Origin of the sequence: Pseudomonas sp. UM16 (assembly GCF_050312595.1) — a bacterium.
Lineage (GTDB): Bacteria > Pseudomonadota > Gammaproteobacteria > Pseudomonadales > Pseudomonadaceae > Aquipseudomonas.
In genome coordinates this window covers 120,878-144,856 of record NZ_JBNPJT010000005.1, presented here as the reverse complement: position 1 = coordinate 144,856, position 23,979 = coordinate 120,878, and the positions used below count along the sequence as shown (strand labels likewise).

The window sequence follows — 23,979 nt, the reverse complement described above, 5'->3', positions numbered from 1 at the left end:
TCGGGCCGCGCACTTTGCACCGCTACATAACAACAAACTTTAGCGAGGTAAAAGCATGTCTGGTAATCGTGGTGTGGTGTATCTCGGCGCTGGCAAGGTCGAGGTGCAGAAAATTGACTACCCGAAAATGCAGGATCCGCGTGGCAAGAAGATCGAGCACGGGGTGATTCTCAGGGTAGTCTCCACCAACATCTGTGGCTCCGACCAGCATATGGTCCGTGGCCGTACTACCGCTCAGGTCGGCTTGGTGCTGGGCCATGAAATCACGGGTGAGGTGATTGAAAAGGGCCGCGACGTGGAAAACCTGCAGATCGGCGATCTGGTCTCGGTGCCCTTCAACGTTGCCTGTGGCCGCTGCCGCTCCTGCAAGGAACAACACACCGGCGTCTGTCTGACGGTTAACCCGGCCCGTGCCGGTGGTGCCTACGGCTATGTCGACATGGGCGACTGGACTGGTGGCCAGGCCGAATACGTGTTGGTGCCGTACGCCGATTTCAACCTGCTGAAACTGCCCAACCGCGACAAGGCCATGGAGAAAATCCGTGATCTGACCTGCCTCTCCGACATCCTCCCGACCGGCTATCACGGCGCGGTGACGGCCGGTGTAGGCCCGGGTAGCTCGGTGTACATTGCCGGTGCCGGTCCTGTGGGCCTGGCTGCGGCGGCTTCGGCACGCCTGCTGGGCGCCGCGGTGGTGATCGTCGGTGATGTGAACCCAGTGCGCCTGGCTCACGCCAAGGCACAAGGTTTCGAAGTCGCCGACCTGTCCCAGGACACCCCACTGCACGAGCAGATCGCCAACCTGCTGGGCGAGCCGGAAGTGGATTGCGCGGTCGATGCCGTGGGCTTCGAAGCTCGTGGTCATGGCCATGCCGGTGCCAAGCATGAAGCGCCGGCTACCGTGCTCAACTCGTTGATGGGCGTGGTCCGCGTTGCGGGCAAGATCGGTATTCCCGGCCTGTATGTCACTGAAGATCCGGGAGCGGTGGATGCTGCGGCGAAGATCGGCAGCCTGAGCATCCGCTTCGGTCTGGGTTGGGCCAAGTCGCATAGCTTCCACACCGGACAAACCCCGGTGATGAAGTACAACCGCCAGCTGATGCAGGCGATCATGTGGGACCGCATCAACATTGCCGAAGTGGTGGGCGTGCAGGTGATTAGTCTGGACCAGGCACCTGAGGGCTATGGCGAGTTTGATGCGGGCGTGCCGAAGAAGTTTGTGATCGATCCGCACAAGCTGTTTAGTGCAGCCTGACAGCTAAGCGACCTTTCGCCGGCAAGGCCGGCTCCTACGATAGTGGGAGCCGACCCTGCTGGCGAAGCGGCCAATACCGAAAGCGGAACATTCCCCTGTCGATAGGGTCAAACCCTCGTTTTCCCCTGCCTTTACGGCTGACGAGGTCCATTCATGAAACGTTTCGCACTGGTCACCCTGATGACCCTGGCTGCCAGCCCGGTGTTCGCCTTTAACCTCAGCGATGCGGCCAACGCCGTTTCTGCCATGCAAGGCAACAAGGACGGTGCTGCGGTACAGGCGCCAGCCGCCTCGGCGAACTTGCTCAATACCCTCGGCAGCGAGCTGAAAGTCACTCCGGAACAAGCTATCGGGGGCACGGGCGCCTTGCTCGGCCTGGCCCGTAATCAACTGAGCAGCACCGACTACGAACAACTGAGCAAAGCCGTTCCGGGCCTGGATCTGCTCTCCGGCGAGAATGCTTTGGGTGGCTTGAGTGGTTTGGGTGACCTGCTTGGCAAGAGCGGCAATTCGTCGGCCCTGAGCAACGCTCTGGGCGACAACGTTAAAAGCACCGATGACCTGAACAATGCCTTCAGTGCTTTGGGCATGGACACCGGCATGATTGGTCAGTTTGCCCCGCTGATCTTGCAGTACCTCGGTCAGCAGGGCGTTGCCGGTTCGCTGTTGCAAAGCTTGGGTGGCCTCTGGGGCACGCCTACACCGCTGAGTCCTCCATCAGTGTGAGGCCTACATAGCCGACTGATCGCCCGTGGCGTTATGCGACGGGTATTTACCATGCATGTAGCATAATAAAATTTCTGGCGTAACTATTATTTTTACCAGTTTCTGAGCGTTACGAAACTCGATAGTGTGGAACATGGCGGTTCCCAGTGATTATTAGTGTTGAGTGGGATTGCAGGGCATGCGCTCAATGCAATGATTAATCATCACTCTGCTATCAAGTGAGTAATCCATTATGAAACGGTATTTGTTCGTCTGGCTGGCTTTATTGCTGGCCGCCTGTACAGCTGTGCCCGAAAAAGATGATGCCACTGTATTAGCACCAACGACGGTTGAGCGTGTCACGGGTGTAACGGCAACTGTTCCAGATACAACGCTAAAGGGACAGAACGCCGCTGTGCAGTTGACCAATTGGTACAACCGGACAGAGGCGAATTGTGGTACTGCTGCGCGTCCAGCGTTTCTTTGCTCTGGCGTCATGCTACGGGGGACGGTCAGCATGCAAAGTTATCTTCCGTGGGACCCCAGCCCTGGCTCAGTGACAAGTGGTGGTGTGTCATTTGCCTGGATCAGAACCGATACGAATTTCAAGCAGCTACCGCTCAACTATAATAATGGTTATACGTTCTATCCGGTCCTCGATACGCCGGCAGGAAAAAATTCGGATATAGCAGTCCTTTGCTCTTTTCCATTCGACGGTTGGACTGACGTACGCCCACAGCAAGGCTGTGGCGCAAGCCCAGATTTTCCTACTGAAAGTCGGCCTTGCAATGACCAGGGTGTCAACACGGCGCAGCAATGGTTGAATCACTTCAATCGCGCGAGCAATAAATACCTTGGCCAATGCGGCTGGAACGTAAGAGAAGGGCAAGCCAACACCGCTGACCGTTTTTATCAAAGCATGCTGAGTAGAAATTTGTTAACTGGTACTCATTGGAATAGTAACAACGAGTTGCGATTGGCAACCTGGAGAACAGGCACCGGTGCAGCGCTTCCGATTCAGTCGTTTTTTTATGTTGCCAATACTGCAGGGCTCGCCGCTGCACAGGATGACCAGCGCCGTTATTATCAGAACTATCAGCAGGTTGTTCCAGTTATTAGGCTTACCTTCGCGGCGGATAAAAACCAAAAAGCCAAGTTTGAGTTCAGGGCGGATGATCAGGTCATAGGCGATATCCCTGGAGATAAAATTGACTTCGAAAGTGTTCCGCTGCAAGAGGGTAAGCGAGAAATTGTGCTTCCAGGTGCGAATGCGCGGTTTTATGTATGGGGTGTACCTGAAGATGAACCGTTCCTGGCGGTGCGTGATCGTACGCCTGCGCAAAGAAATATATCAGGACACTATCTGTATACGGGTCATCAATTTTCTAGTCCCATCGAAAGCTTTATATTTGAGCCAAGTGCGCCGGTAAGCGAAATTTCATTTGATTTGGAGTTTGTTCAGCGTATAGAACCAGGTAGTGCAGGAGAGGCCTACTTAACGGACGGAACCGAGATAAGAGTAGATTTTCAAAATAGATGGTACGGGCATGTTAACTACGTAGCACCACAGGGTAAAAAAATCACAAGAGTTAGGATCCACAATCCACCGAGTGGAACCGCGGTGGATAATATCCTCGTTAAAGAATAGCTGCCCCTGCGCGCCAAGATGCCGCTCCACTACGGCCCTCTTGGCGCCTATTGTCGTGAGCGGTTAGTTAATTTATTAACGCATAAAGATGTACTGTGTGCCCCTCGCTTCCAGATGGTTCCAGACATGCCCCGACCAGTTGCTCCTTTCGTACTGCAACCCGCCGACGTCATCACGCTTCAAGGTTGGTTGCGCATGGGTACTTTGGAGCAAAGCCTCGGCCAACGGGCGCGGATACTCCTTTTGCTCGCTGAAGGGGGGACGCCCCTGGCCATCTGTGGCCAGTTACAGATTACCTCTCCGACGGTCTTCAAGTGGCGAAAACGCTATCTGGAGTCGGGGATTGAGGGCCTGAGAGACCTGCCGCGTAGCGGTCAGCCTTTGAAGCTGAGTGCTGAGAAGGTCAAGGAAATCCTGATGCTGACAACTCAGCGGGTTCCCAAGGAAGCAACGCATTGGAGCGTTCGGTTGATGGCGAAATACGCGCGCGTTACCACTTGGCAAGTTCGACAAATCTGGGCTGCCTCCGATCTCAAACCGCACCGCCTGAAGACCTTTAAAATCAGCAATGACCCGCACTTCGCCGAAAAAGTCATTGATGTGGTCGGGCTCTATCTGAGCCCTCCAGACAACGCCATGGTGCTCGGTTGACGAGAAAACCCAGATCCAGGCACTGGATCGTACTCAGCCAATGCTGCAACTTCGGCCTGGTCAGATTGAGCGGCGAACCCATGATTACAAGCGCCATGGCACGGCAAGTTTGTACGCCGCGTTCGACATCATGACGGGTGAAGTGATGGGCCGGATCACTCAGCGGCACCGTGCCAAGGAGTTCCTGGATTTTCTCCGCCAGATTGATAGCAACACGCCTGCTGACCTGGATATCCATGTGATTCTGGACAACAGTTCGACCCACAAAACCGCTGCGATCAAGGCTTGGCTGGAAAAGCATCCGCGCTTCAAGCTGCACTTCACACCGACCAGCACGTCTTGGCTGAACGCAGTGGAAGGCTGGTTTTCGCAGTTAGAGAGACGGGCGCTGTATCGAGGCGTCTTCACCAGCGTCACTGATCTGAAAGCTGCGATCCGCCAATTCATCACTGCCCCCAACGAGCATTCGGCAAAGCCGTTCAAATGGAACAGAACGGCAGAGGCCATCATCAGTTCGGTACATATGGCAAAGCTGAGTGCGATGAAAAATAAGCTAATGAATTAAGCGCTCGGGACACTAGGATCTGTACGAAAAGCCTTGATACTCGGTGATGCTGCGTTGAAAACAGCCTCGGAATGCTCATTTACAACCCGTAAACTCCGCTTCCTCGGCTGTTTTCGCCTTGCCTGACCTTTGTCTCAAAATTTTTCATACAGAGCCTAGATATTCATTGATGCTCAACCGACCTCAGAGAAGTCTACCAACCGAACCGGGCGGCGGAAGCCAGCCGTAAGTACAGCCAAGTACGCAAGCCCTGCGCTGAACCAGCACAGGCCGATGACTAGCGTCAGCGTTGACAGGCTGGTCCACAGCCACAAGGTCAGGCACAGGCCGATCAGCGGAATCGCCCCATAGCACAGCAAGCCCTTGAAGTTTCGGTGCGTGGTTTGATTGACCAGGTGAGTACGCACCACTGCGAGGTTTACCGCTGAGAAAGCCACCAGCGCACCGAAGCTGATCAATGAGGCCAGTGTAGCCAGATCAATTACCAACGCGAGTAGGGAGAACCCCGACACCAGCAGCGTGGCAAATACCGGCGTGCCGAAGCGCTGCGATAGCTGGCCAAATGAGCGCTGTGGCAAGACCTTGTCACGGCCCATGGTGTAGAGAATTCGCGATACCGCTGCTTGCGAAGCCAGGGCCGAGCCCAGGCTGCCAGCGACGTAGGCGGCGGTGAAGAAGTTGGCCAGGAACTGTCCGCCCGCTTTGAACATTACCTCGTTGGCCGCCGCGTCGGTATTGACGAAATGGCTGCCGGGCAGCACCAGCTGGCTGATGTAGGCGAGGAGAGTGAATAGCACGCCGGCGCCCAGCGTGGTGAGGATGATTGCCCGCGGCACGGTGCGCTGCGGATCCTTGGTTTCTTCAGCGAGAGTCGACACCGCGTCAAAGCCGAGGAAGGACAGACACAGTACCGCCGCACCGGCCATCAAATGATTGAAGCCCGGCTGGCTGCCATCACCGAGCAACGGCGCGAGCAAATCGACCGGCTGCCCGCCGCCCAACGTCTTGAACGACAGCGCGACGAACACACCGATAAAGATGATTTGTGCTCCGACAATCAAGTTGCTGGCCTTGGCCACCGAATGAATGCCGACCACGTTGAGTACGGTAACCAGAGCGATCGAAGCGAGGATGATGGTCCACACCGGAATGCTCGGGAAGGCAATGTTCAGGAACAGACCGATGAGCAGGTAATTGATCATCGGGATGAACAGGTAGTCGAGCAGCAGTGACCAGCCGGCGAGAAAGCCGATGCTCGGTCCAAAGGCCAGGTTGGTGTAGGAGTAGGCAGAACCGGCAACCGGAAAACGCCGGACCATGAAGCTGTAGGAAGTAGCCGTGAAGAGCATGGCCAGCAGCGTTACCAGGTAGGCCCCGGCGGTGCGGCCACCGGTGAGCTCGGTGACGATGCCGTAGGTGGTGAAGATGGTCAGCGGGACCATGTAAACCAGGCCGAAGAACACCAGGGCGGGAAGGCCGAGGACACGGCGCAGTTGCGCGGAATCTGCCTGGGCAGCGTTGCTTGGTTGGTTGGCCATTGATCGATCCTGGCTTTTTGTAATTGTTTGTTGATCGATTTTTATCCAGTTAAACCAGCAATAGCAAACAAAAATTCCCTTTTCTTAATTATTAATACAGATTTTAATCGGCTAGCACAGTTGTTTAGCGCAGCTGCGCGCGTAAGGTTTCGATCCGCGCATCTTTGTCGCGCCACAACTGGTTGACCCAGTCCTGCACTGCCTGGCGCACAACCGGATCGTTTTCGTAATCACCGTTCCACAGTGCCGGGTCCAGTTCGCGTACTTGGATGTCGATGATCACCTTGGGTACCGCACCACTGAGCAGGTCCCAGAAGCCTGGAGCCTTCTCGCCGGGATAGACAATGGTGACGTCGAGCAGGGCATCCAGCTGTTCACCCAGCGCCGCCAACACAAAAGCCACGCCACCCGCCTTGGGTTTGAGTAAGTGCTTGAAGGGTGATTGCTGAGCCATGCGCTTGGCTTCGGTGAAACGCGTACCTTCCAGATAGTTGACCACGGTCACCGGCTGGCGTTTGAACAACTCGCAGGCGGCCTTGGTGATCTCCAGGTCCTGGCCTTTGAGTTGTGGATGCTTAGCGAGAAACGCCTTGCTGTAGCGCTTCATGAACGGATAATCCAGCGCCCACCAGGCCAGGCCCAGCAGTGGCACCCATATCAGCTCTTTTTTCAGGAAGAACTTGAAGAACGGAATGCGTCGGTTCAGGGCCTGGATCAGCGCCGGGATATCGACCCAACTCTGGTGGTTACTGATGGCCAGGTAGGACGTGTCCAAGCGCAGGTCATCAGCACCGCGCACATCCCATACCGTAGGGATGCACAGGCGGAAAATCAGCTTGTCGATTTCAGACCAGGTCTCGGCGACCCACATCACTGCCCAAGAGGCGTAGTCGCGGTAACGGCCCGGCAGGACCAGTTTGAACAGGGCAAAGACCAGCAATGGGCCGATCAGGACCAAGGTGTTGAGCAGCAACAGCGTGGTCACGAGAATGCCCGTCAGTAAGCGGCGCATAAGAAAGCTCTTATATTCAAGTAAGCGGCCGGCAATGATAAGCAGCCTATCGGTTTAAGCCAAATCCCCAAGTCTGCTGGCGCGGAACAAATGTTTCACTTTGTGTTGAATAAGCTATTGGCGCGAACCTATCCTGCTTGCGCAGTCTAAACACTGTCTTAACTCAAGGAAGCGGATCCCTGTGAAATCTGTACTTGCCCTGTTGTCGCTACTCGCCCTGCCGGCGATGGCTGCCGAGCCGACCCTGTATGGCCGCTACGAATACATCACACTGCCCGAGTTTGGTGGTGAAACCCTCAAGGCCAAGATGGACACCGGTGCCCTGACCGCGTCGTTGTCGGCCAAAGACATCGAGCTGTTCACGCGTGATGGTGAAGAGTGGGTGCGTTTTCGCCTGGCGACCAAGGACTCCGGCGGCAAAGTCTACGAGCACAAACTGGCGCGCATCAGCAAGATCAAGAACCGCGCCGATGAAGACGAAGACGGTGAGGGGGCAGAAGTCAGCAAGCGCCCGGTGGTGGACCTGGAGCTATGCCTTGGTGACGTCAAACGTACGGTGGAGGTTAACCTCACCGACCGCAGCAGCTTCAACTACCCGTTGTTGATTGGTGCCAAGGCCCTGCGTGAATTCAAGGCGGCGGTAAACCCAGCGCGCAGATTCACTGCAGGAAAGCCGGAGTGCTAATGGCGCAGCGGTAAGTTTCAAGCTACAAGCTGCAAGAACAAGCGGTTCAGTGTAACGTCACGCGATCTGCTTCTACTTGAAGCGTGTAGCTTGAGGCTTGCAGCTCCAGATGCCCCACATACTCATTGTCGAAGACGAAGCGGCTATCGCCGATACCCTGGTTTTTGCCCTGCAAGGTGATGGTCACAGCACTGAGTGGGTGACCCTGGGGAGTGCGGCGCTTGAGCAACAACGGCAGCACCCAGCCGACTTGATCATCCTCGACATTGGTCTGCCGGATATCAGCGGCTTTGAAACCTGTCGGCAGTTGCGGCGCTTCAGCGAAGTACCGGTGATGTTTCTCAGTGCTCGCGACGGTGAAATCGATCGGGTCGTTGGCCTGGAAATTGGCGCCGACGACTATGTCGTCAAACCCTTCAGCCCGCGTGAAGTCGCCGCCAGGGTACGCGCCATCCTCAAGCGCGTCACACCACGAGTTGAGCCTGTAAGCAGCACGCCTGAGGTGTTTCAGGTCGATACCCTACGCATGCAGATCAGCTACCGCAGTCAAGCCCTGAGCCTGACTCGCCACGAATTCCGTTTGTTGCAATGCCTGCTGGAACAACCCGAACGCGTATTCAGTCGTGAGCAATTGCTCGATGCTGTTGGCGTGGCCGCTGATGCTGGTTACGAACGCAGCATCGACAGCCACATCAAGAGCCTGCGCGCCAAGCTGCGCCAGGTGGCCGCCGACGCCGAGCCGATCCAGACTCATCGCGGCCTGGGTTACAGCTACAGCCCGAGCCACAGCTGATGCGCCTGGGGATCCGGATTTTCCTGGTCTACTTCCTGTTTGTCGGGCTGACAGGCTTTTTCATTCTCAGCACCGTACGTGAGCAGATCCGCCCCGGTGTGCGCCAGTCCACCGAAGAAACCCTGGTCGATACCGCCAATCTGCTGGCCGAAATCCTCCACGATGACGTCAAGGCCGGCACCTTGGGCCAGAGCCGTTTGCCCCAGCTGTTACGCGCTTACGGCCAGCGGCAACCGAAGGCGGATATCTGGGGGCTGTCGAAAAATCAGGTCAACCACCGCATCTATGTCACGGATGCCAAGGGCATTGTCTTGCTCGATTCCAGTGGCGTGGCGGTGGGTGAGGACTATTCACGCTGGAACGACGTCTACCTGACTTTACGCGGGGAGTATGGTGCGCGGTCAACCCGCAGCGATGCCGATGATCCTGAATCGTCAGTGATGCATGTGGCAGCACCCATTCTCGATGAAGGCGAGATTATCGGCGTGGTCACCGTGGCCAAGCCGAACAAATCCTTGCAGCCCTATATCGACCGCTCCGAGCGGCGTTTGCTGTACCTGGGGCTGGGCTTGATCGGCCTGGGATTGTTGGTTGGTGCCGGGCTGTCATGGTGGCTGGCCCGTTCGTTACGTCGCCTGACCCACTACGCCCAAGCCGTCAGCGAAGGTGAGCGTACCGCGCTGCCACATTATCGCGGTGGCGAGTTGGGGCAGTTGGCGGCGGCAGTGGAACGCATGCGCACTCAGTTGGAAGGCAAGGACTATGTCGAGCGTTACGTGCATACCCTGACCCACGAACTCAAGAGCCCTTTGGCGGCCATCCGTGGCGCTTCAGAGTTGCTCCAGGGGCCGATGCCGGAGACGCAACGCCAGCGTTTTGCCGACAACATCGATAGCGAAAGCGCGCGTATGCAACATCTGATCGAGCGCTTGCTCAATCTGGCCCAGGTCGAGCAACTGCAAGCCCTGGAAGAGCAGCAACAGGTGTCGCTGGCAGCCTTGATCGACGAGCTGTTAGTGGCCCAGAGTGCTCGAATCGAAAGCAACCGCTTGCAGGTGCGCCAGCGCGTACCGGCCAGTACCCGATTGCTGTGTGAGCCTTTCCTCATGCGCCAGGCCATCGCTAATCTGCTGGACAACGCGCTGGACTTCACACCACCCGGCGGCTTGCTTTCGTTCGAATTGGAGAAACAGGACACCCGGGTCGCCTTGAGCCTGTTCAATCAGGGGGAGGCGATTCCTGACTATGCCATGGCTCGACTCAGTGAACGCTTCTACTCGTTGCCGCGTCCGTTCAGTGGGCGCAAGAGCACAGGGCTAGGGCTGAACTTCGTCGAAGAGGTCATGCAACTGCACGGCGGATCGCTTGAAGTTGCCAACGTTGAAGACGGTGTCCGCGTGCGCTTGTGGTTGCCAGCCAAACGCGTGGATTGAAACTTCACACACTCTGCACATTGGCTCCACACACGTCCGCAAGGGCTCCATTTTGATTGCGCAGACTCTGCCCATCGAAAACGGAGTCTTGCCCCCATGAACCGAACCTTGAATATCAAACTTGGCGCTATCGCCTTGCTGATTGTGCTGTTGTTGATCCCGCTGCTGATGATCAGTGGTCTGATTGGTGAACGTCAGGAGTTGCGCGACAACGTCGTAGAGAACATTGCTCAAAGCGCGAGCTTCAGCCAGCAGATCAGCGGGCCAATGCTAGTGGTGCCGTACAGCAAGACCGAACGACGCTGGAAGACCGAAGAGGGCAAAACCTTCAAGGAAACCAAGCAAGTCAGTGGTCATCTGTACTTTCTGCCGGAAACCTTCGAGCTCAAGGCCGGCATCGATACCGAGTTACGCTCGCGAGGGATCTACCAAACGCGTCTGTTCCATGCCAATAACCACATCAGCGGTCAATTCAAAGTGCCGGCTAATTGGGGGATAACCCAAGACCTGGAGGACTACCGTTTCGACCCTGCTTTTCTCGCGGTCGGGATCAGCGACATTCGCGGTATCGAAAAGGGCCTGCAACTGCAGTTCAACGACCAGCGCCTGGACTTTCAGGCCGGTACTCGGCTGAGCTGGTTCGGCGGTGGTGTCCATGTGGTCCTCAACAGCCTGGACGGTAAAGCTGAGACCTTGTTCGACTATGCCTTCGACCTCAGCCTGCAAGGCACCGGCCAGTTGCAAGTATTGCCGGTAGGGCGCAGCACCAGCGTCAGTATGGCGGCTGACTGGCCACACCCAAGTTTTGTCGGCAACTACTTGCCGAGCAACCGCAAGGTCGACGCGGGTGGCTTTTCGGCGCGCTGGCAGACCTCGTTCTTTTCCACCAATTTGGAAGACGCCCTGAGCCAGTGTGTGAACAGTCAAGGGTGCGAGGAATTCAATAGCCGGGCGTTCGGTGTCAGCTTTGTCGACCCGGTGGATCAGTACCTCAAGAGTGAGCGGGCGATTAAATATGCCTTGCTGTTCATTGCCCTGACCTTTGCCGGCTTCTTCCTCTTTGAGATCCTCAAGAATCTCAGTGTGCACCCGATTCAGTACGCCTTGGTCGGTGCGGCATTGGCGCTGTTCTATCTGCTGTTGTTGTCGTTGTCCGAACACCTGGGCTTTGGCCTGGCTTATCTGCTGTCTGCCGGTGCCTGTGTGTTGCTGATTGGTTTCTACCTGAGCCACGTGCTGCACAGCCTGCTGCGGGCGTTGGGCTTTGCCCTGGGGTTGGCGGTGCTCTACGGCATGCTCTACGGCCTGCTCAGCGCCGAGGACTATGCCTTGTTGATGGGATCGCTGTTGCTGTTCGGCTTGCTGGGGGTGTTTATGGTGCTGACTCGCCGCTTGGATTGGTCCCGCGTGGGGCGCTCGCAATGAGTGGCTTGCGCGAGGAAAGGCGTTTGGGGCTGGTGTTGGCGCTGGGTATTGCCAACTTGTGGACGGTTGAAGTCAGTGTCGGAGCCGGTCTTGCCGGCGATGAGATCGCTGCGGTGTCAGGTATGGCGCGGCGTCTGCATCGCTGGCAGGTCCGGCCTCCACGGGAGGGGAAGCCAGTCAGGTGAGTGAAGGGTCGGTCGCCCGCATCGAAGCCCGCTGGCTGACCTGGGCATACCAGGCTGCCAGTTGCGGCTGCTGCTCACGCCAGCCGAAGCCTGGCATGCGCAGGTCGATGTAGCCCAGGGCACAGGCCACACCGATGGCCGCGATGTCGAACACCGCGGTCAGCTCGGCAATGTGTTCCTGCTCAAGGCTGACCAGGCCACGTCGAATCTTGTCCTGCTGCGCGTCGATCCAGCTGTCCCAACGCTTTTCCTCCGGGCGCAGAAAGGTCTCATAACGCGCCAGTACCGCCGCATCCATGATCGCATCGGCCAGCGAGGCAAGGGTCAGGCGATGCCAGCGCGACCAGCCTTCCTTGGGGATCAATGGATTACCGACATGTTGCAGGTCGAGGTACTCGCAGATCACCCGGCTGTCGTGCAGAACAGTGCCGTCGGCCAAACGCAAGGCTGGGATTTTACCGGCCGGATTGCCCTGGTTGAGTTCAGCCACCGGGCTGACCGGCGTCAGGTTAACGGTTTGCAGCGCCACGCGGTCGGTCTGTCCGGTCTCGTGCAGCACCACCAGGACTTTGCGCACGAACGGCGAAGCCGGCGAGTGGAACAGGGTCATGCTCGCGGTGGACATGGCGAACCCTCAGTTGCCTTGCAGGCTGGGCGGTAGGCAGACACCGGTGCCACCAATGCCGCAGTAGCCTTCGGGATTCTTTGCCAGGTACTGCTGGTGATAGGCCTCGGCGAAATACACGGTCGGCGCTTGGTCGATCTCGGTGGTGATTTCGCCGAAACCGGCCTTGGTCAGTTCAGCCTGATAAGCTGCTTTGCTGGCCAGCGCTTCTTTCAGCTGCTGTGGGCTGGTGCAGTAGATCACCGAGCGGTACTGGGTGCCGATGTCGTTGCCCTGGCGCATGCCCTGGGTCGGGTTGTGCAATTCCCAGAACATTGCCAGCAGCTCTTTGTAGCTGACCTTGTCTTTATCGAACACCACCAGTACGACTTCGGTGTGGCCGGTCAGGCCCGAGCAGACTTCTTCGTAAGTCGGGTTCGGGGTGAAGCCGCCGGCATAACCGACGACGGTGCTGACCACGCCTTCACGCTGCCAGAAGCGCCGCTCTGCACCCCAAAAGCATCCGAGGCCAAAGATCGCGAAGTCGACGTTTTCGAAGAACGGCCCGAGCAGCGGCGTATCTTTGAAGACGAAATGCTTCTCCGGCAGGGTCATCGGGGTTTCGCGGCCAGGCAGGGCCTGTTCCGCGGTAGGCAGGACGTTTTTGTTCACCAGGATTTCCGAGCGCAGGACCATGAACCCATTCCTCTTCAAGATAGGACGATAAGGGATAGAGTCGTAGTGTGCCCGAGTGTTACGCCGCTGTCAGGCACCGGGACCGCGTGGATAGCGCTTGAGTTTGTTGACCAGCTCAGCGCCGGGAATCGGCCGATCGAACAGGTAGCCCTGGCCCACGTCGCAGCGATGGCGGCGCAGGAACGCCAGTTGCTCGGCGGTCTCGACGCCTTCGGCGACCACCTTGAGCTTGAGGTTGTGGGCCATGGCGATCACCGCGGAGGTGATTTCCATGTCGTCCTGGTTGTCGGGGATTTCATGGATGAAGCTGCGATCAATCTTGATGATGTCGATCGGAAACTTCTTCAGGTAACTGAGCGAGGAATAACCGGTGCCGAAGTCGTCCATGGCCAGGGTCAGGCCCAGTTGCTTGAGCTGGTCGAGCTGGCGGTGAGTGTCGTCGGTGGCTTCGAGCAGCAGGCCTTCGGTCAGCTCCAGCTCCAGCAAGTGCGGCGGCAGGGCTTCTTCCTTGAGAATGTTGGCAATTGAGGCGACCAAGTCCGGATCGGAAAACTGTTTGGGCGACAGGTTGATCGCCACCTGCAGGTTACCCAACCCTTGTGTGCGCAATTGCTGGCTCATACGGCAGGCCTGACGGGCGATCCATTTGCCGATCGGGATAATCAGGCCGGTTTCTTCGGCGACGCTGATGAACTGGTCCGGGCGGATCATGCCCTTGTCCGGGTGGTTCCAGCGCAGCAAGGCTTCCAGGCCCAGCAGACGACCGCTGCGCAAGCACAGCTTGGGCTGGTAGAACACATCCAGCTCGTTCTGGGTCAGGGCACGGCGCAGGTTGTTCTCGACGAACAGTTTGTAGCTGGCTTCGGCATTTAGCGCTTCGGTGAATACCTGGGCCTGATGTTTGCCGTTGGCCTTGGCCTTGTGCAGGGCGAGCCCGGCGTTTTTCATCAGTGTCTGCGGATCGCGGCCATGCAGTGGCGCACAGGCCAGGCCGACGGAGCCGGTAACGTTGATCAACTGGTTGTCGACAAACAACGGTTTGTCGAGGGTCTTGAGCAGTTGCTGGGCAATCTGTTGGCCGCCTTTGAGGTCGGTGTCTTCCAGCAACACGGCAAATTCGTTGCTGGCAAATCGCGCCAGGCTGCCGCCGGCACTGAGGCTGTTGCGCAAGCGGCGGGCCAGGCTGATCAGCAGTTTGTCACCGGTCTGGTGGCCGAGGCTGTCGTTGATCCGCTTGAAGTTGTCGATGTCCACCAGCAGCAGGCAAATGGGGCTGTCGTTGTCGGAGGCGAAACGTTCGTCGAGGTTGCGGATGAATGCCGGACGGTTGCCCAGGTTGGTCAGGTTGTCGGTGTAGGCCAGACGCTCGATGCGCTGCTGGGCCAGCTTACTTTGGGTAATGTCTTCGTAGATGCCGATGTAATGGGTCAATTCGCGGTTGTCGCCGTAGACCTTGGAGATCGACAACTGGCCCCAGTAGGGCTCGAGGTTTTTACGGCGGCTCTTGAACTCGCCTTGCCAGCTGTTGCTCATGGCCAGGCTCGAGGGCGCATCGAACAACAGCTCGCTGAGGTTTTCCAGGGCCGGCAGCTCCGACAGTCGATGGCCGTGGACCTCGTCGGTGCTGTACTGGGTGATGGCGGTGAAGCTTGGGTTGACGTACTCGACCACACCGTCACGGTTAACCAGCAAAAAGGCGTTGGCGCTTTGCTCTACTGCACGTTGGAACAGATACAGGGCGCTGGTGGCGGTACGGCGGTTGTGATTGTTGATGACCTGGGCGAACTGATCGGCCAGCTCGCCGGCAAAGGCGATTTCATCTGACTGCCAGGCCCGTGGGGAACCGGTGTGTTCCAGGCAGAGTACGCCGACCACCTGGCCATCGATGCGGATACTGGCATCAAGCATGGCGTTGATATCGCGTGGGCGAAGACATTCGGCCATTTCCCGCGTGCGTGGGTCATGGCAGGCATTGTGGGCGTCGATAGCGCGGCTGGTGTGCAGGGCCTCGAGGTAGTCAGGAAAGCGGCTGGCGTCGATGGGATCGGGCAGGCGGTATTCCTGGGTGTTGCGGTAGTACGCGGAAATCGGCTCCAGCCGCTGCCCTTCCAGGTACCAAATGCTCGCACAGTCGATCTTGTAGATTTCACAGGCGCTGCGGGTGATCAGCTCGGCAGCCTCAAGCAGCGAGTTGCTGGCGTTATAGCGATGACGGGCCAGGTGCAGGATCAGCTCCTGCTGGGCGCGTACCCGTTCCAGGTGTTCGAGCTGTTCCTGTTGTGCCTGCTGGTTGAGTTGCAGGGCGATCTGCAGGCGATTGTTGCGGGTTTCCAGGTCGGCGGCGCTGAGGTCCGGGCCATCGCCGGGCTGGGTGTCAATCACCATCAGGTAACCGCGCAACAACTGGCGATTGTGCTGCTTGTAGGCTTCGCCCAATTCCAGCAAGTGCAACGGCCCTTGCGCGGTGTGCAAGGTGTAGCGTACCAGGTAGTGCGAGCGCTCGCCCAATTGCAGTTGAATGGCGTCATGCAGTTTGTAGCGAGCTTCAGGTTCCATCAGGCTGGCGTAGGGCGAGCCGACCAGCGCGCACAGGTCGACCGCAGCCATGCCAAATTGGCGTTCACAGGCCGGATCCAGGTACAGCAGCGCCCAGCTGGCTTCATTCAGCCGCTCGAAACGCAGCATGCCGAGCCGGGAGGGCACGGGCAACTGCGTCACGACCTCGGCCACCATACGGCTGGCGGCATCGGGTTGGCTTTTCATGGAGAGCTCGCTTCAAGAAGGCTGTTCGCGAAGATAGCGCAATCTGCTACCTGGCGTTCAGGCAAGGTTGCATCATGTGCTTGAGGCTGACAAGCGATACAGCAGAGGGCCTGATGCCACTGTGTCGGCAGGCTGGGGCGATTCTTGAAAAAGCATCGCGGGACACGTGCCGCGTGATCATTTCAGACAGGCAAAAAAAGCCCCGCCAAAGTGACGGGGTTGAGGTACGAGCGTGGCAGCTCGAAAAGGGAGCCTGTCTCCCTCGGTAGAGGGAGACAGGGAACAGCATTACAGCAGCATGGTACGGATGTCGGTCAGCAGGTCGCCCAGGCGCTTGGTGAAGCGCGCAGCGGCTGCACCGTTGATCACGCGGTGATCGTAGGACAGCGACAGCGGCAGCATCAGTTTCGGCTGGAAGGCTTTGCCGTCCCAGACTGGCTGGATGGTGGCTTTGGAAACACCGAGGATCGCCACTTCCGGCGCGTTGACGATCGGCGTGAAGCCGGTGCCGCCAATGTGGCCGAGGCTGGAGATGGTGAAGCAGGCGCCTTGCATGTCGTCAGCCGACAGTTTTTTGGTCCGGGCTTTTTCAGCCAGTGCCGCCGCTTCGCCAGCCAGTTGCAGCAGGCTCTTCTGGTCGACGTTCTTGATCACCGGGACCAGCAGGCCATCCGGAGTGTCGACGGCGAAACCGACGTTAACGTACTTCTTGCGGATGATTGCTTTGCCGCTAGGTGCCAGCGAGCTGTTGAAGTCTGGCAGTTCCTTGAGCAGGTGAGCACAGGCCTTGAGCAGCAGCGGCAGTACGGTCAGCTTGACGCCAGCCTTCTCTGCTACCGCTTTCTGCGCAACGCGGAAGGCTTCGAGCTCAGTGATGTCGGCCGTATCGAACTGGGTAACGTGAGGCACGTTGAGCCAGCTGCGATGCAGGTTGGTAGCACCCATCTGCATCAGGCGGGTCATCGGCACTTCTTCGATTTCGCCGAAACGGCTGAAATCGACTTCCGGAATCGGCGGGATGCCTGCACCACCGGTGGCACCGGCGGCTGGCGCTTCCTTGGCCTTCTGCATCATGGCCTTGACGTAAACCTGCACGTCTTCCTTGAGGATACGACCGTGCGGGCCAGTGGCCGATACAGCGTTCAGCTCAACACCAAACTCACGGGCCAGCTGACGCACGGCAGGGCCGGCGTGAACCTTGGCACCGCTGGCGGCTGGAGCGGCCGCAGGGGCAACTGGGGCGGCAGCAGGTGCGGGAGCAGCGGCCGGTGCAGCTTCAGTTTTGGCTGGCGCTGGGGCCGCAGCAGGTGCTGGAGCGGCAGCGGGTGCAGCGCCAGCAACTTTCAGCTTGAGGATCAGGTCGCCGGTACCGACTTCGTCGTCCAGCTTGGCAATCACGGCTTCGACCACGCCAGCGGCAGGAGACGGGATCTCCATCGAGGCTTTGTCCGATTCCAGGGTGATCAGCGACTGGTCAGCTTCGACCGTGTCACCAACCTTGACCAGTACTTCGATGATCTTGGCTTTGCCCGAGGAGCCGATGTCCGGAACGTGAATGTCCTGAACAGTGGCGGCAGCCGGAGCCGGAGCCGGAGCCGGAGCCGCTGCAGCGGCCGGAGCTGCGGCAGGTTTGTCTTCGGCAGCCGGTGCTGCGGCCGGAGCCTCAGGCGCAGCAGCTGCGCCCTCGACTTCCAGTTCCATCAGCTCGTCACCTTCTTTCAGGCGGTCGCCCAGCTTGACCTTCAGCGACTTGATTACACCGGCCTTAGGCGCCGGGATCTCCATGGAGGCCTTGTCGGACTCCAGGGTCAGCAGGCTTTGGTCAGCCTCGATGCGGTCGCCGACTTTGACGAACAGCTCAATGATTTCACCTTCACCGCTGCCGATGTCAGGTACGCGAATGAGTTCGCTCACTTAAAAATACTCCTCAGCAGTCCAGTGGGTTGCGTTTGTCCGGATCGATGCCGAACTTGGTGATGGCTTCGGCCACGACTTTAGGTTCGATATCGCCACGGTCAGCCAAGGCTTCCAGGGCAGCCAGCACGACGAAGTGACGGTCGACTTCGAAGAAGTGACGCAGCTTCTTACGGCTGTCGCTGCGCCCGAAACCATCGGTACCCAGGACTTTGTACTCTTTGCTCGGCACCCACTGGCGAATCTGTTCAGCGAACATCTTCATGTAGTCGGTGGAGGCGATGACCGGGCCTTTACGGCCAGCCAGGCACTCTTCGACGTAGGTGGTCTGTGGCTTCTGGCCAGGCTTGAGACGGTTGCTGCGCTCTACGGCCAAGCCGTCGCGACGCAGTTCGTTGAAGCTGGTGACGCTCCAGACGTCGGCACCGACGTTGAACTCTTCACGCAGGATCTTCGCCGCTTCACGCACTTCACGCAGGATGGTGCCGGAGCCCATCAGCTGGACGTGATGCGCTGCTTCGCGAGTGTCTTCCTCGAGCAGGTACATGCCCTTGATGATGCCTTCCTCGGCGCCGGCTGGGATTGCAGGCTGGGTGTAGGCTTCGTTCATCACGGTGATGTAGTAGAAGACGTCCTGTTGCTCTTCGGTCATCTTCTTCATGCCGTCCTGAATGATCACCGCCAGCTCGTAGCCGTAGGTCGGATCATAGGTGCGGCAGTTCGGGATGGTCGCGGCCAGGATGTGGCTATGACCGTCTTCGTGCTGCAGGCCTTCACCGTTGAGGGTGGTGCGGCCGGCGGTACCGCCGATCAGGAAGCCACGGGTGCGGCTGTCGCCAGCGGCCCAGGCCAGGTCACCGATACGCTGGAAGCCGAACATCGAGTAGAAGATGTAGAACGGCAGCATCGGCTGGTTGTGGTTCGAGTACGAAGTACCGGCAGCGATGAAGGAGGACATGGCGCCTGCTTCGTTGATGCCTTCTTCGAGGATCTGACCTTTTTTGTCTTCGCGGTAGAACATCACCTGGTCTTTATCGACTGGCTCGTAGAGCTGGCCGACCGACGAGTAGATGCCCAACTGACGGAACATGCCTTCCATACCGAAGGTACGGGCTTCGTCCGGGATGATCGGGACGATGCGCTGGCCGATTTCCTTGTCCTTGACCAACTGCGCGAGGATCCGCACGAAGGCCATGGTGGTGGAGATTTCGCGATCGCCGGAGCCGTCAAGGATTGCCTTGAGGGTTTCCAGTGGCGGAGTCGGGATGCTGAAGCTCTTGGCCCGACGCTGAGGCACGAAACCGCCCAGAGCATTGCGGCGCTCGGCCAGGTAACGGGCTTCGGCACTGCCTTCTTCTGGTTTGAAGAACGGCAGGTTTTCCAGCTCTTCGTCCTTGACCGGGATGTCGAAGCGGTCACGGAACTGACGCAGGCTGTCGACGTCGACCTTTTTGGTGTTGTGCGCGGTGTTCTTGGCTTCGCCAGCACCGGTACCGTAACCCTTGATGGTCTTGGCCAGAATGACGGTCGGCTGCTCTTTGTGGTTGACCGCCTGGTGGTAGGCTGCATAGACCTTGTACGGGTCGTGACCACCACGATTGAGCTTCCAGATCTCGTCGTCGGACAGGTCTTCGACCATCGCCTTGAGTTCTGGAGTATTGAAGAAGTGCTCACGGACGAACGCGCCGTCCTTGGCCTTGTAGTTCTGGTATTCGCCGTCGATGACTTCGTCCATGCGACGCTGCAGGATACCGTCGACGTCTTTGGCCAGCAGTGGGTCCCAGAAACGGCCCCAAACCACTTTGTTGACGTTCCAGCCACCGCCACGGAACACGCCTTCGAGTTCCTGGATGATCTTGCCGTTGCCGCGAACCGGGCCGTCGAGGCGCTGCAGGTTGCAGTTGATGACGAAGATCAGGTTGTCCAGCTTCTCGCGGCCAGCCAGCGAGATCGCGCCCAGGGATTCCGGCTCGTCACACTCGCCGTCGCCCATGAAGCACCAGACTTTCTGCTTGCCTGCAGGGATGTAGCCGCGGCTTTCCAGGTACTTCATGAAGCGTGCCTGGTAGATCGCCTGAATCGGACCCAGACCCATGGATACGGTCGGGAACTGCCAGAAGTCAGGCATCAGCCATGGGTGCGGGTAGGACGACAGGCCCTTGCCATCAACTTCCTGACGGAAGTTGTTCATCTGGTCTTCGCTGATGCGACCTTCCATGAAGGCGCGGGCGTAGACGCCAGGCGAGGCGTGGCCCTGGAAGAAGATCAGGTCGCCGCCGTGCTCGTCGGTCGGGGCCTGGAAGAAGTAGTTGAAGCCGATGTCGTACAGGGTGGCACTGGAGGCGAAGCTCGAAATGTGGCCGCCCAGGTCCGAGTCTTTGAGGTTGGTGCGCATCACCATGGCCAGCGCGTTCCAACGCACCAACGAGCGAATGCGGCGTTCCATGAACAGGTCGCCAGGCATGCGTGCTTCGTGGGTAACAGGGATGGTGTTGCGGTATGGCGTGGTGATGGCGTACGGCAGCTGGGAGCCACTACGGGTGGCCAGCTCGCCCATACGGGTCATCAGATAGTGAGCGCGGTCTTCGCCTTCTTTGTCGAGAACCGACTCCAGGGCGTCCAGCCATTCCTGGGTTTCGACGGGATCGAGGTCTTGCATGGCTTGCTCCAGGGCGGAAAGGCTTCCAGAATCGGTTGCCTGAGTTTGCGACTGGCCTTTTGGGCAGACGACATGAAATTCTTGGATTACCGGAGAGTGTACCGGCGTTGTGTAGTTTTACTACAAATGAATCACCATTTCATGCTTTTGAAGTGAAGAAGCAGTAGTAAAACTACACAAAAATGGCTCGTGGCCGCTGTTCAGGTTGTGGGAAAAAACGATACCGGTGGTTAAAAGCAAGTTACGAAAAGGTTTGCCGCGATGGTTTATGCCAGAGAATCAGGTTTTTCAGCTATTTCTAACTTTTGTATGACAGTCCAACCGTGGCCAGGATTCTCTCGACTGCTCGCTGCCAATCTTTTCTCGCCGATCAAGGATAGACCATGAGCCTGCCATTGCTTGCCGATGTGCCAGCCACCCTTGCGCCGTTGGCCAGTCGCAGCGAGCAATCGTTGCGTGCAGCGGTCGCCCAGGCACCTTCTTTATCGCTCGATGGCTGGACGGTCGAGCACTGGGCGCAGTTCGCCCGGGTAACCGCGGCCAGCGACTTTGTTTTTGAGCAGACCCTACGCGACCCGGCCATGCTCCTCGATCTGGTCGCCAGTGGCGAACTCGAGCGCAGTTTCGCGCCGGGCGAGCTGTGCACACAGATTGCCGACGCCGCCCAGGCAGCCGAGAGCGAAGACGAACTGGCGCGCAACCTGCGTCGCCAGCGTAGCCGCCAGCAGGTGCGGATCATCTGGCGTGACCTGAACCGTCAAGCCGATCTGGTGCAGACCTGCCGTGACCTGTCGGACCTGGCGGACGCCTGCATCGATCAGGCCTACCAATGGCTGTACCCGCGTCATTGCCAGCAGTTCGGTACCCCCATTGGGCATCGTAGTGGCCTGCCACAACATATGGTCGTGTTGGGCATGGGCAAGCTTGGCGCGGTAGAGTTGAACCTGTCCTCGGACATCGACCTGATCTTCGCTTTCCCTGAAGGCGGTGAGACCGAAGGGGTCAAACGCTCGCTGGACAACCAGGAGTTCTTCACGCGCCTTGGTCAGCGCCTGATCAAGGCCCTGGACCCGATTACGGTCGACGGCTTCGTGTTCCGCGTCGACATGCGCCTGCGCCCCTACGGATCCGCCGGCGCACTGGTGCTCAGCTTCAATGCACTGGAGCAGTACTACCAGGACCAGGGCCGCGACTGGGAACGCTACGCGATGATCAAGGCGCGGGTAGTGGCCGGTGACCAGGTGGCCGGGGCGCAGTTGCTGGATATGCTGCGACCCTTCGTTTACCGGCGTTACCTGGACTTCTCCGCCATCGAAGCACTGCGCACCATGAAGCAGTTGATCCAGCAGGAAGTACGGCGCAAGGGCATGGCCGACAACATCAAGCTGGGGGCTGGTGGCATTCGCGAGGTCGAGTTTATCGCCCAGGCTTTTCAGTTGATTCATGGTGGGCGCGACCTGAGCCTACAGCAGCGGCCTTTGCTTAAAGTCCTGTCGACCCTTGAAGGGCAAGGTTACCTGCCGCCTGCTGTGGTTGCCGAGCTGCGCGAAGGCTATGAGTTCCTGCGTTACACCGAGCACGCGATTCAGGCGATTGCCGACCGTCAGACCCAGATGTTGCCGGATGATGAGCTGGACCGCGTGCGTATTGCCTTTATGCTCGGCTTTCCCAACTGGGCGAGCTTCCGTGACCAGCTGATGCATTGGCGCGGGCGGATCGACTGGCACTTCCGTCAGGTCATCGCCGATCCGGATGAAGATGAAAACGAGGAGGGCGAAGTCATCGTCGGCGGTGAATGGCTGCCGCTGTGGGAAGAAGCCCAGAATGAAGAAGCCGCTTGCCGTCAGTTGCTAGACGCCGGCTTCGCCGACCCGGGCAAGGCACTCAAGCAGCTTGCCGGGCTGCGTGCCAGCCCGCAGTTGCGGGCGATGCAGCGTCTGGGGCGCGAGCGCCTGGACGCCTTCATTCCGCGCTTGCTCGCCCAGGCGGTGGAACATGCCGACCCGGACCTGGTGCTGGAACGCGTGTTGCCACTGGTCGAGGCGGTGGCCCGGCGTTCAGCCTATCTGGTATTGCTGACCGAGAACCCGGGGGCGCTGCGTCGCTTGCTGACCTTGTGCGCCGCCAGCCCGTGGATCGCCGAACAGATCACCCGGTTTCCGCTGCTGCTCGATGAGCTGCTTAACGAAGGCCGTTTGTTCAGCCCGCCGCTGGCGCCAGAGCTGGCGGCCGAGCTGCGTGAGCGCTTGACGCGGATTCCCGAGGACGATCTTGAGCAGCAGATGGAAGCGCTGCGCCACTTCAAACTGGCTCACAACCTGCGGGTGGCGGCGTCGGAAATCGCTGGCAATCTACCACTGATGAAGGTCAGCGATTACCTCACCTGGTTAGCCGAAGCCATCCTAAACCAAGTGCTGGCCCTGGCCTGGCGCCAGACTGTGGCGCGCCATGGTCAGCCCAAACGCAGCGACGGCAGCCTGTGCGATCCGGGGTTCATTATTATTGGCTATGGCAAGGTCGGTGGTATCGAGCTTGGCCATGGTTCGGACCTTGACCTGGTGTTCATCCATGACGGTGATCCACAGGCCGAAACCGATGGCGCCAAACCGATCGACAGCGCTCAGTTCTTTACTCGCCTTGGTCAACGCATCATCCACTTGCTGACCACCCAGACTAACTCCGGGCAACTTTACGACGTCGATATGCGCCTGCGGCCTTCCGGCGCTTCGGGTTTGCTCGTCAGCTCATTGGGTGCGTTCGAGCGCTATCAGCAAAACGAGGCCTGGACCTGGGAGCATCAGGCGCTGGTGCGGGCGCGGGTGCTCGCCGGTTGCCCTAATGTGGGCTCGGCGTTCGAGGCCGTGCGGGCACAGATTCTTGGCCAGGCGCGTGACCTGTCAAAACTGCAGGCTGAAGTCAGTGAAATGCGCGCGAAAATGCGCGACAACCTGGGGACCAAGCTCAGCGCTGCCGGCACCGCTGGCAACGCCTACGAGCCTGGTGTGCCCTTCGATATCAAGCAGGATGCAGGTGGTATCGTCGATATCGAATTTATGGTGCAATACGCCGCTTTGGCCTGGTCTCACGACCACCCGGAACTGCTGCGCTGGACCGACAACATCCGCATCCTCGAAGAGCTCGAACAGGCCGGGCTGATGCCCGCCAGTGATGCTGTACTGCTGCGCGAGGTGTACAAAGCGTTCCGTTCGGCGGCGCACCGCCAGGCACTGCAGAAACAGGCTGGGGTGATCGATGCTTCGCAGTTTGTGCAGGAGCGTCGTGAGGTGCGGCGGATCTGGGCTGAGTTGGGACTGACCTAAGCGGTTGAACCAGGCGAATCAGGCGGCAGGAAGCCTGCCACGACCACACTACAGCCCGAGTGGCGTACACTGGTCGCCATATAGCCTGAATATAAAGAGGGGAGGCCAGGCTGTTTGCGGACAGGCTG

General features: G+C 58.7%; 15 protein-coding genes and 1 pseudogene. 9 read left to right on the top strand and 7 right to left on the bottom strand.

Features of this window, described 5'->3' with window-relative positions; translation table 11 throughout:
- Nucleotides 1-55 precede the first annotated feature (55 nt).
- The 4 genes and pseudogenes from fdhA to ACQRAX_RS07535 all read left to right on the top strand — a co-directional run bounded on the left by fdhA (nt 56) and on the right by ACQRAX_RS07535 (nt 4,824).
- Nucleotides 56-1,255 carry a formaldehyde dehydrogenase, glutathione-independent gene (gene fdhA / locus ACQRAX_RS07550; RefSeq protein ID WP_412038984.1) on the top strand — a complete coding sequence of 400 codons (1,200 nt, stop codon included), beginning with the start codon at nt 56-58 and terminating at the stop codon, nt 1,253-1,255.
- A 153-nt stretch (nt 1,256-1,408) separates the two neighbouring features.
- Nucleotides 1,409-1,981 (top strand): DUF2780 domain-containing protein, encoded by a 573-nt coding sequence (locus ACQRAX_RS07545; RefSeq protein WP_412038985.1) that lies wholly within the window; start codon nt 1,409-1,411, stop codon nt 1,979-1,981.
- Between the two features lie 232 nt (nt 1,982-2,213).
- Nucleotides 2,214-3,608: a hypothetical protein gene (locus ACQRAX_RS07540; RefSeq protein ID WP_412038986.1), complete on the top strand. Its 1,395-nt coding sequence runs from the start codon at nt 2,214-2,216 to the stop codon at nt 3,606-3,608.
- A 126-nt stretch (nt 3,609-3,734) separates the two neighbouring features.
- Nucleotides 3,735-4,824 (top strand): annotated as a pseudogene (locus ACQRAX_RS07535) (IS630 family transposase).
- A 173-nt stretch (nt 4,825-4,997) separates the two neighbouring features.
- Here the strand turns inward: ACQRAX_RS07535 and ACQRAX_RS07530 are convergent.
- Both ACQRAX_RS07530 and ACQRAX_RS07525 read right to left on the bottom strand, forming a co-directional pair.
- Nucleotides 4,998-6,362: an APC family permease gene (locus ACQRAX_RS07530; RefSeq protein ID WP_412038987.1), complete on the bottom strand. Its 1,365-nt coding sequence runs from the start codon at nt 6,360-6,362 to the stop codon at nt 4,998-5,000.
- A 124-nt stretch (nt 6,363-6,486) separates the two neighbouring features.
- On the bottom strand, nt 6,487-7,374 hold the full coding sequence (locus ACQRAX_RS07525) for an acyltransferase (RefSeq protein ID WP_412038988.1): 888 nt from the start codon (nt 7,372-7,374) through the stop codon (nt 6,487-6,489).
- A gap of 181 nt (nt 7,375-7,555) precedes the next feature.
- Between ACQRAX_RS07525 and ACQRAX_RS07520 the strand changes: the two genes are divergently transcribed.
- The 4 genes from ACQRAX_RS07520 (at nt 7,556) to creD (ending at nt 11,710) form a co-directional block, all read left to right on the top strand.
- On the top strand, nt 7,556-8,059 hold the full coding sequence (locus ACQRAX_RS07520; protein WP_412038989.1) for an ATP-dependent zinc protease family protein: 504 nt from the start codon (nt 7,556-7,558) through the stop codon (nt 8,057-8,059).
- A gap of 109 nt (nt 8,060-8,168) precedes the next feature.
- Nucleotides 8,169-8,852 carry a two-component system response regulator CreB gene (gene creB, locus ACQRAX_RS07515; RefSeq protein WP_412038990.1) on the top strand — a complete coding sequence of 228 codons (684 nt, stop codon included), beginning with the start codon at nt 8,169-8,171 and terminating at the stop codon, nt 8,850-8,852.
- Entirely contained in the window at nt 8,852-10,285 is a 1,434-nt protein-coding gene (gene creC / locus ACQRAX_RS07510; protein ID WP_412038991.1) for a two-component system sensor histidine kinase CreC, read from the top strand. The genes creB and creC overlap by 1 nt, the downstream gene beginning before the upstream one ends.
- A gap of 96 nt (nt 10,286-10,381) precedes the next feature.
- On the top strand, nt 10,382-11,710 hold the full coding sequence (gene creD / locus ACQRAX_RS07505) for a cell envelope integrity protein CreD (RefSeq protein WP_412038992.1): 1,329 nt from the start codon (nt 10,382-10,384) through the stop codon (nt 11,708-11,710).
- Between the two features lie 177 nt (nt 11,711-11,887).
- Here the strand turns inward: creD and ACQRAX_RS07500 are convergent, their stop codons facing one another.
- From ACQRAX_RS07500 to aceE, 5 genes are all read right to left on the bottom strand, one after another.
- Complete coding sequence (locus ACQRAX_RS07500; protein ID WP_412038993.1) at nt 11,888-12,520, bottom strand: glutathione S-transferase; 633 nt, start codon at nt 12,518-12,520, stop codon at nt 11,888-11,890.
- A 9-nt stretch (nt 12,521-12,529) separates the two neighbouring features.
- Nucleotides 12,530-13,195, bottom strand: coding sequence for a peptide-methionine (S)-S-oxide reductase MsrA (gene msrA / locus ACQRAX_RS07495; RefSeq protein WP_412038994.1), 666 nt, complete (start codon nt 13,193-13,195; stop codon nt 12,530-12,532).
- A gap of 69 nt (nt 13,196-13,264) precedes the next feature.
- On the bottom strand, nt 13,265-15,958 hold the full coding sequence (locus ACQRAX_RS07490; RefSeq protein ID WP_412038995.1) for a putative bifunctional diguanylate cyclase/phosphodiesterase: 2,694 nt from the start codon (nt 15,956-15,958) through the stop codon (nt 13,265-13,267).
- Between the two features lie 288 nt (nt 15,959-16,246).
- The gene (gene aceF / locus ACQRAX_RS07485) at nt 16,247-17,872 is read right to left on the bottom strand and encodes a dihydrolipoyllysine-residue acetyltransferase (RefSeq protein WP_412038996.1); all 1,626 of its coding nucleotides are present in this window, start codon (nt 17,870-17,872) and stop codon (nt 16,247-16,249) included.
- A 13-nt stretch (nt 17,873-17,885) separates the two neighbouring features.
- Entirely contained in the window at nt 17,886-20,531 is a 2,646-nt protein-coding gene (gene aceE / locus ACQRAX_RS07480; RefSeq protein ID WP_412038997.1) for a pyruvate dehydrogenase (acetyl-transferring), homodimeric type, read from the bottom strand.
- Nucleotides 20,532-20,914: 383 nt separating this feature from the next.
- Here aceE and glnE point away from each other — a divergent pair, with 383 nt between their 5' ends.
- Nucleotides 20,915-23,851, top strand: a complete 2,937-nt coding sequence (gene glnE / locus ACQRAX_RS07475) for a bifunctional [glutamate--ammonia ligase]-adenylyl-L-tyrosine phosphorylase/[glutamate--ammonia-ligase] adenylyltransferase (protein ID WP_412038998.1) — start codon at nt 20,915-20,917, stop codon at nt 23,849-23,851.
- Nucleotides 23,852-23,979 lie beyond the last annotated feature (128 nt).